8 protein-coding genes are annotated in these 6,640 nt (G+C 37.7%); 6 read left to right on the top strand and 2 right to left on the bottom strand.

The window, feature by feature from the left end:
• The 4 genes from L0951_RS12595 to L0951_RS12580 form a co-directional block, all read left to right on the top strand.
• Positions 1 to 263 (top strand): GIY-YIG nuclease family protein (locus tag L0951_RS12595; protein WP_234111612.1); only part of this gene is annotated, 263 nt, incomplete at its 5' end.
• A 562-nt stretch (positions 264 to 825) separates the two neighbouring features.
• Positions 826 to 1,359 carry a YceI family protein gene (locus L0951_RS12590; RefSeq protein WP_234111611.1) on the top strand — a complete coding sequence of 178 codons (534 nt, stop codon included), beginning with the start codon at positions 826 to 828 and terminating at the stop codon, positions 1,357 to 1,359.
• A gap of 28 nt (positions 1,360 to 1,387) precedes the next feature.
• Positions 1,388 to 2,719, top strand: a complete 1,332-nt coding sequence (locus L0951_RS12585; protein ID WP_234111610.1) for a hypothetical protein — start codon at positions 1,388 to 1,390, stop codon at positions 2,717 to 2,719.
• 57 nt (positions 2,720 to 2,776) lie between these two features.
• On the top strand, positions 2,777 to 3,289 hold the full coding sequence (locus tag L0951_RS12580; protein ID WP_234111609.1) for a hypothetical protein: 513 nt from the start codon (positions 2,777 to 2,779) through the stop codon (positions 3,287 to 3,289).
• A 105-nt stretch (positions 3,290 to 3,394) separates the two neighbouring features.
• Here L0951_RS12580 and L0951_RS12575 read toward each other — a convergent pair whose 3' ends face one another.
• A complete protein-coding gene (locus L0951_RS12575; RefSeq protein ID WP_234111608.1) occupies positions 3,395 to 4,075 on the bottom strand; it encodes a TIGR02117 family protein in 681 nt (226 codons plus the stop codon).
• 337 nt (positions 4,076 to 4,412) lie between these two features.
• Positions 4,413 to 5,342: a tRNA epoxyqueuosine(34) reductase QueG gene (gene queG, locus L0951_RS12570; RefSeq protein WP_234111607.1), complete on the bottom strand. Its 930-nt coding sequence runs from the start codon at positions 5,340 to 5,342 to the stop codon at positions 4,413 to 4,415.
• A gap of 82 nt (positions 5,343 to 5,424) precedes the next feature.
• Here queG and L0951_RS12565 point away from each other — a divergent pair, with 82 nt between their 5' ends.
• Entirely contained in the window at positions 5,425 to 5,712 is a 288-nt protein-coding gene (locus L0951_RS12565) for a rhodanese-like domain-containing protein (protein WP_234111606.1), read from the top strand.
• Positions 5,713 to 5,960: 248 nt separating this feature from the next.
• Positions 5,961 to 6,539 carry a hypothetical protein gene (locus L0951_RS12560; protein WP_234111605.1) on the top strand — a complete coding sequence of 193 codons (579 nt, stop codon included), beginning with the start codon at positions 5,961 to 5,963 and terminating at the stop codon, positions 6,537 to 6,539.
• Positions 6,540 to 6,640: the final 101 nt, after the last annotated feature.

Here is a 6,640-nt window from a genome sequence, read left to right as displayed (position 1 = left end):
AAATAACATTACTTATGCCTTTTTATGTTTATGTAATCAAGAGCAAGTTGAACGGAAATCTTTATAAAGGGCAGACTGATAATCTGGCAAAGCGATTATCGGAACATAATGCCGGTTACAACCGTTCAACCAAAGCATTTCTACCTTGGGAATTGGTTTATTTTGAAGAATTTGAAACCCGGGAAGAGGCTTTGGTTCGCGAAAAGTATTTCAAAAGCGGTAGTGGTCGCGAATTTTTAAAGAAAGTTCTATCCGGCTCTTAAGCGATTTTTTTTCATGTGGATAGAATATCAGACCTGCCTGCCGGCAGGCAGGTTTCGGCTCTGAGGGTTGAGGGTTCGAATCCTTCTCGGGTCACGGCAAAATGGGATGAACAGGAATGTTTGTCCCTTTTTTTTGATCTGATTTTTAGGCCAATCTTTCTTCATACTCTTTTGCTCTTTTTTCATTATTCCTTATTATTTATTGTTTAATCCTTATTATTAGCGGGTCTCAGGTTTTTTTTACAAAATACTGATTTTCATTCATGTGAAATCAGGTAGGACTATGACCTTTATCACTATTTCTTAATTAAACGTTTAATAGATTATTAACATTATTTAACGCTTTTATAATTACTTTAGAATATAACTAATAAAACGTTTGTTTGATTATTAATAATCAATAATATTGGTTGACTTTATGAACATTCAATAATTTGAATATGAAATGAGATATATATCATGAGTAAAACTCAAGTTTTTTTAGTGAATTGATAAAAGTCTTTCTATCTTTGTCATAGAAAAAAACAGTGAAAGTTATTTGATTAATTAAAAATTAGAAACAATGAAAAAAGCAGTTAACTTTAAGATGATGTTGTTGGCGTTCGGACTTTTTGCCGGATTGGTTTCCGCGCAGAAGATTAGTAGTAACAATGTGAAAACTACCGTTTCTGGAACTTCAACCTTGCATGACTGGACTATGACCTCCACAGCGGGTACTTTTTCTGGAACCGTTTCCGGGAATGCTATTACTGATGTGAAATACCACTTGGGTTCAAAAACATTAAAAAGTGGAAAAGGAGCGATGGATAGCAATGCATACAAAGCGATCCAAGCAGACAAGTTCCCATCAATCACCTTTGCTGCTACATCCGTAAATATAGGAAAGGGTACCATTACAGGAAAACTGACGGTAACCAATGTTACCAAAACTGTAGAATTCCCAGTAACAGTGGCAAAAAATGGAAATTCCTATACCATTACTGGAACAGAATCCATCAAAATGACCGAATACGGAATCACTCCACCTTCATTTATGATGAATACAGTGAAAACTGGAGATGAAATCAAAGTAACGGTAAATGTGGTGGCTCAATAATTATTAAACTAACAAAAATCTTAAAAATATGAAAACTATGTTAATGAGAGCTTCTATGCTCGCAGTAATGTTCTCAGGAGTAAATTTAATGTTCGCACAAGAGGACGCAACCACTTCAATGCGGGACTATCTAGCCCCAGAGAAAGCAAGCCGAAACGTGTTTGAAGATCCGAAAGTCGCTTCACCTGAATATGACGGCGTGAAAGTAGTGGTAGGCGGTGACTTCGCTTTGCAGTTCCAAGGGTTGGATCACTGGACAGAAAACAAAAACCTAGGTGTGGTAACCGGTACTACAACTCCCAACTATCTGTACGATATGGGAAATGACTTCAACCTTCCAACTGCAAACTTAGACATCAATGCTTATCTGGCAAAAGGTGTGAAAATGCACTTGAGAACGTATCTTTCTGCTCGTCACCACAACGAAGCTTGGGTGAAAGGTGGATATATTCAAATTGATGATCTGGACTTCATTAAACCAGGTTTCATGGGAGAAATCATGAAATATGCCAGAGTGAAAGTGGGTATGGACGAAATCAATTACGGTGATTCGCATTTCAGAAGAACTGATAATGCCGAAGCAATCAACAACCCATTTGTAGGAAACTACATCATGGATAGTTTTACCACTGAGCCTTTCGGTGAAGTTTATGGATTCTACAAAAATTTCATCGGTATGGTAGGGGTTTCCAATGGTAAACTCAATCAGACTCCAATCAGGGGAACCAGCTGGAACTCACCTTCAGTTTACGCAAAAATTGGATGGGACAAACAAATTAATCCAGATCTGAGAGTAAGACTTACCGGATCCTTCATCCAAACTAATGGTTGGAACACGGGAAGTTATCTATACAGTGGTGACCGTGCAGGTTCAAGATATTATTATGTACTCTTGACCGCAAACGATGCAACCGGTACTAATAACCCATCTACAGGTAACTTCAACCCTGGATTGAGAAAAATGCAGGCTTTCCAAATCAACCCGTTCATCAAATATCAGGGATTGGAATTCTTCGGAATCTATGAATATGTGACTGGTCAAAAAACATTGACAGGTACTAAAGGAAACTTCACTCAGTTGGGCGCAGAATTACTTTACAGATTTGGTGGAAAAGAACAGTTCTATGTAGGTGGAAGATATAACAATGTTAGCGGTAAAGACAATGATGATGCTGGAACTTTGGACAGAAAAATCGACCGTTATCAACTTGGAGGTGGCTGGTTTATGACCAAAAATGTACTCGCAAAAGTGGAATATGTGAACCAACAGTATAACGACAGTAAAGTTTGGGGAGCAACAAGCCCATTGCAAGGAGGTAAATTCAATGGCTTAATGCTTGAAGCAACCATAGGTTTCTAATTTTTAATATTTCTTTCGAAAGAGGGATTAACTCAGTCCCTCTTTCGTTTTAAGCTCATGAAAAACAAAATCTTACATCTGATTTTCTTATTGGTTACCGGATTTTATTTTTCTCAGCAAAATGCGGTGGAGATTAATGGCTGGACCAATATCAACACCTTTAAATGCATCAACACTTCATTCTCTAATTCACCGAATGTGTATTCGTTCACCGGAAATGAACTTCCAAACGTAGTCCTGAAGGTAAACGATTTCGATTGCAGAAACAGAATCATGACTTCCGATTTCCGCAAGACTTTGAACTCAGAAAAATTTCCCTTTCTTACCATCAGGTTCCTGAATTTTTACAGACAAACAACCAACATGTTCAATGCAACGGTAGAAGTGAAGATGATGAATGTGGTAAAAAAATACACCATAGAGTTCAGTGAGTATAAGGGAAGTCTGGTGGGAAACAAAAGGTTGAAATTTTCAGATTTCAATATTGTGCCCCCGAAAAAAATGGGTGGAATGGTTTATGTGAAAGACGAACTGGATTTATTTTTCAGCTTAGCGATCGACAAGAATTAGATTTTAAAAAAGCCTAGATTAAATTTTTCATAATTATTTTGATGTGATAAGGAAGCTCCGTGAAAATGGAGCTTCTTTTGTTAGGTTCATTCCTGAAAATCATATTTAATTCCGGTAATGCCTGAATATCCCAAAATCACTCGGAGTCCAAAGCGCCGCCTTTTGTCCGGCTGCTTTCAATCCTTCGTTGGTCCAGGTGTTGCACGTTTTTAAAAAACTGTAGCTTCCCACGGCATCATAAAAAGCATCGTTTTTTCCATAAACCGCATCGGTCTCAATCAAAATTGGATTTCCGTTTTGGTCCCGTTCAAATTTTTGGCTAATGAAACGGATCAAATTCAAATATTCACTCTTCGTCAGATGGAGTTTTACACAGTCTTTGCCCTCCGTCATTTCATCATAAAAAGTGCAGTGCATCGCGGATTCGCCCAACCAGAAAGCCGCTTTGAATGCAACTGAGGGTTTCAGTTCTGCCCAAGTCGGAGTTTCCAGGTAAAATCCTTTGTCACCCCATCCGAAAGCCAAATATTTGAAATCCGTTCTCTTAGAAAGTGTGTTTTCAAAAAGGATTTCCTTGCTCCAGTCGATTTCGGCGGATTTGATGGGGACCACGATGTCTGTATGTACTCCATTAGTCAGGATATAGGCTTCTATATTTCGAGGTTCCGAAACAGGCTTTTCGGCAACTCCAATAAAGGGGATAAAGTAGCCACAAATAATATAAATCGCCACAATGCCGATGCAGCCGCAAATTGCTTTCAGTAAAACCAGGATAAATTTCTTCATTTTCAAATATAGATAAAATTTTAGATTAAAATTTTCGTACAATATTTGCTGATTTAAAAATTATTGTTAAATTTATTAACGAAAACTTTATCATTTATGCAGAAGAAATCCAAATCTCAGAAAAGATTCAAAATCCGTGTAAAAGTAGCGCCAAAAAGAAACCGGACAAAACGTTGATTTTTATGGAATTTTAACTTTCCTAAAGGTCAATTTTTCTTTTTAGCTCAGATTTTTCCAAGTGAGAAATTCTTTTTAGCATCAAAAAAACTTTAACCATAGATTAAAGTTCAGGAATTTTTACCCTGTATATTTTAAAAATGAAAATTTCCGTTCGGCATTACCTGCCCAAAAAATCCATATTCCTTTTTAATCCGGCAAATTTGGTTCTTTTCACTGGCGATTTTCTGAAAATTTCCGCGAATAATTCTCGGGTAATCTCCATCCAGTCTGATTTGGTATAGGTTTTAAGAAATTGGTTGGGTCTGAATTTTTCTTCCAAAGTAGGTGCTGAAAAACGGTTCCACGGACAAACATCCTGACAAATATCGCAACCAAACATCCAGTCTTCCATTTTATTTTTGAAGGAATCTGGGATTTCATTTTTCAGCTCAATCGTCGCGTAGGAAATGCATTTGCTTCCGTCGATCACGCGATCTGAAACAATGGCTTCAGTAGGACACGCGTCTATACATTTCGTGCAGGTTCCGCAGTGATCGGTGGTGGGAGTGTCTTCCTTCAGCTCTAAGTCACAAATAATTTCCGCCAAAAAATAGAAGGAGCCATGTTGTTTAGTGATGAGGTTTGCGTTTTTGCCCACCCAGCCAATTCCGGCTTTTCTTCCCCAACTTCGCTCCAGAATCGGTGCAGAATCAGTGAAAACCCGGCAGTCAAAATCACCGATTTCCTGCTGCAGTTCGGCAACCATTTCTGCCAGGATTTCCTTAATGATTTCGTGGTAATCCTGTCCATAAGCATATTTCGAGATCTTGAAACTTTCAGAGTTTTCTATTTTTTCTTCGGGATAATAATTGTAAGAAAGCGAAATCACGGATTTTGAACCTTCCACCAAAATTGTTGGGTCAAGCCGCTTGTCGAAATAATTTTCCATATACTTCATTTCTCCGTGAAAGTCCCTTTGTAGCCAGTTTTCAAAAGCTTTGGCGTCTTCTTCCAGGAAGCCTGCCTTCGAGATTCCACAGCTCTGAAACCCAAATTTCTTGGCTTTCAATTTGATGATTTCGGAATATTTTTCGGGGTTGTGTGACATAAATTACATTGCAAAATTAGCATAATTTCATAAATTTGTTCCCGATTAGCTAGTCTTAATTTAAACTAAAACTTAACTGGATATGACCCTTGAAGAAATCCTGAAATCAGGAAACTACCTACTTATTGACGTTCGCGAACCTATGGAGCTCGAAATGGATGGCGAAATTTCTACTGCCATCAACATTCCACTGGGCGAAGTGGAAGAAAGAAAAGACGAAATTCTCAATTCCGATAAGCCAGTCGTGATCTTTTGTAGAAGTGGAAACCGAAGCGGAAAAGCCCTCGATTTCCTTAATCATGAAGGTTTAAAGAACGGCTACAACGGCGGAGGTTGGGCTGATTTAAAACATAAAATGGAAAATCTCTAGACTTTTCTGCCCAAACATTTACTGAAGTCAATCGAAATGATTGACTTTTTTGTTTTTTTTTAAGCGCAAATCACCAAAATTATCGGTGTTTTTTGCAAAGAAAGCGTGAGCATTTTTTTGATTTTTGGTTAAAAATATATATTGAAAATCAAGTATTTATAAAATTTTGATCTTATTTTTCGCGTAATTTTCTGTTTTTTGGCATGATTTTGACAAGCTTCAATGCGTAAAACTAAAAATTTAGAATTATGAATTCAATGAAGAAAACAATCCTAGCGACTGCTTTGATCAGTGCCGGATTATTGAGCGCCCAAAATGCAGATATGACTAATATGTTAAAAATTGGAGCCAATGTAGGTTTAGCAGTACCCGCCGAAAATGCTTCAGCAAATTTGGGCTTTGATTTATCTTATCAAAACCTCGTGACTCCAGGATTCGGTTTGGGTATTGCCACTGGATACAGCCATTTTTTTGGAAGAGACAATTCTGTGGACGGAGTGACCATCAAAAATAACGATTTCGGCGTAGTTCCTTTAGCGGCTTTGATCAGAATCTATCCAAAACAATATGGATTTTATTTTGGGACAGATTTAGGGTATGGATTTATTGTAGGTGATAAGAAAGTAGCCTCAAATTTGGGTTCTCCGGACAGACCGGATGGAGGTTTCTATATTAAACCAGAAATTGGCTACCACAATCAGGACTGGAATTTCGCACTGCAATACCAGAAAACTTTTACCGGCTCCACAGGTGAAATCGGGTCCCAAAAATACAGCGCCGGTGCACTTGGAGTAGGAATCGGGTACAATATTCCATTAGGAAAATAATCTCTGACCAACCATTCACAAAACCTTTTTGATGAAAATTAAGAAGGTTTTTTTATTTTTTCCCAATGTTTTAAAAACAATTATTATCTTTGAAAGATAAC

This window comes from Chryseobacterium sp. R2A-55, from assembly GCF_021401085.1.
In the GTDB taxonomy this organism is placed as follows: Bacteria; Bacteroidota; Bacteroidia; order Flavobacteriales; family Weeksellaceae; genus Kaistella.
The sequence above is the reverse complement of the archived record's forward strand: the minus strand, read 5'-3'. Positions and strand labels throughout refer to the sequence as shown.

What these genes read in the sequence shown, in the direction of transcription:
- L0951_RS12580 (WP_234111609.1), top strand. Translation starts at nt 2,777, where the DNA reads ATGAAAAACAAAATCTTACATCTGATTTTCTTATTGGTTACCGGATTT.
- queG (WP_234111607.1), bottom strand. Translation starts at nt 5,342, where the DNA reads ATGTCACACAACCCCGAAAAATATTCCGAAATCATCAAATTGAAAGCC.
- L0951_RS12565 (WP_234111606.1), top strand. Translation starts at nt 5,425, where the DNA reads ATGACCCTTGAAGAAATCCTGAAATCAGGAAACTACCTACTTATTGAC.
- L0951_RS12590 (WP_234111611.1), top strand. Translation starts at nt 826, where the DNA reads ATGAAAAAAGCAGTTAACTTTAAGATGATGTTGTTGGCGTTCGGACTT.
- L0951_RS12585 (WP_234111610.1), top strand. Translation starts at nt 1,388, where the DNA reads ATGAAAACTATGTTAATGAGAGCTTCTATGCTCGCAGTAATGTTCTCA.
- L0951_RS12560 (WP_234111605.1), top strand. Translation starts at nt 5,961, where the DNA reads ATGAATTCAATGAAGAAAACAATCCTAGCGACTGCTTTGATCAGTGCC.
- L0951_RS12575 (WP_234111608.1), bottom strand. Translation starts at nt 4,075, where the DNA reads ATGAAGAAATTTATCCTGGTTTTACTGAAAGCAATTTGCGGCTGCATC.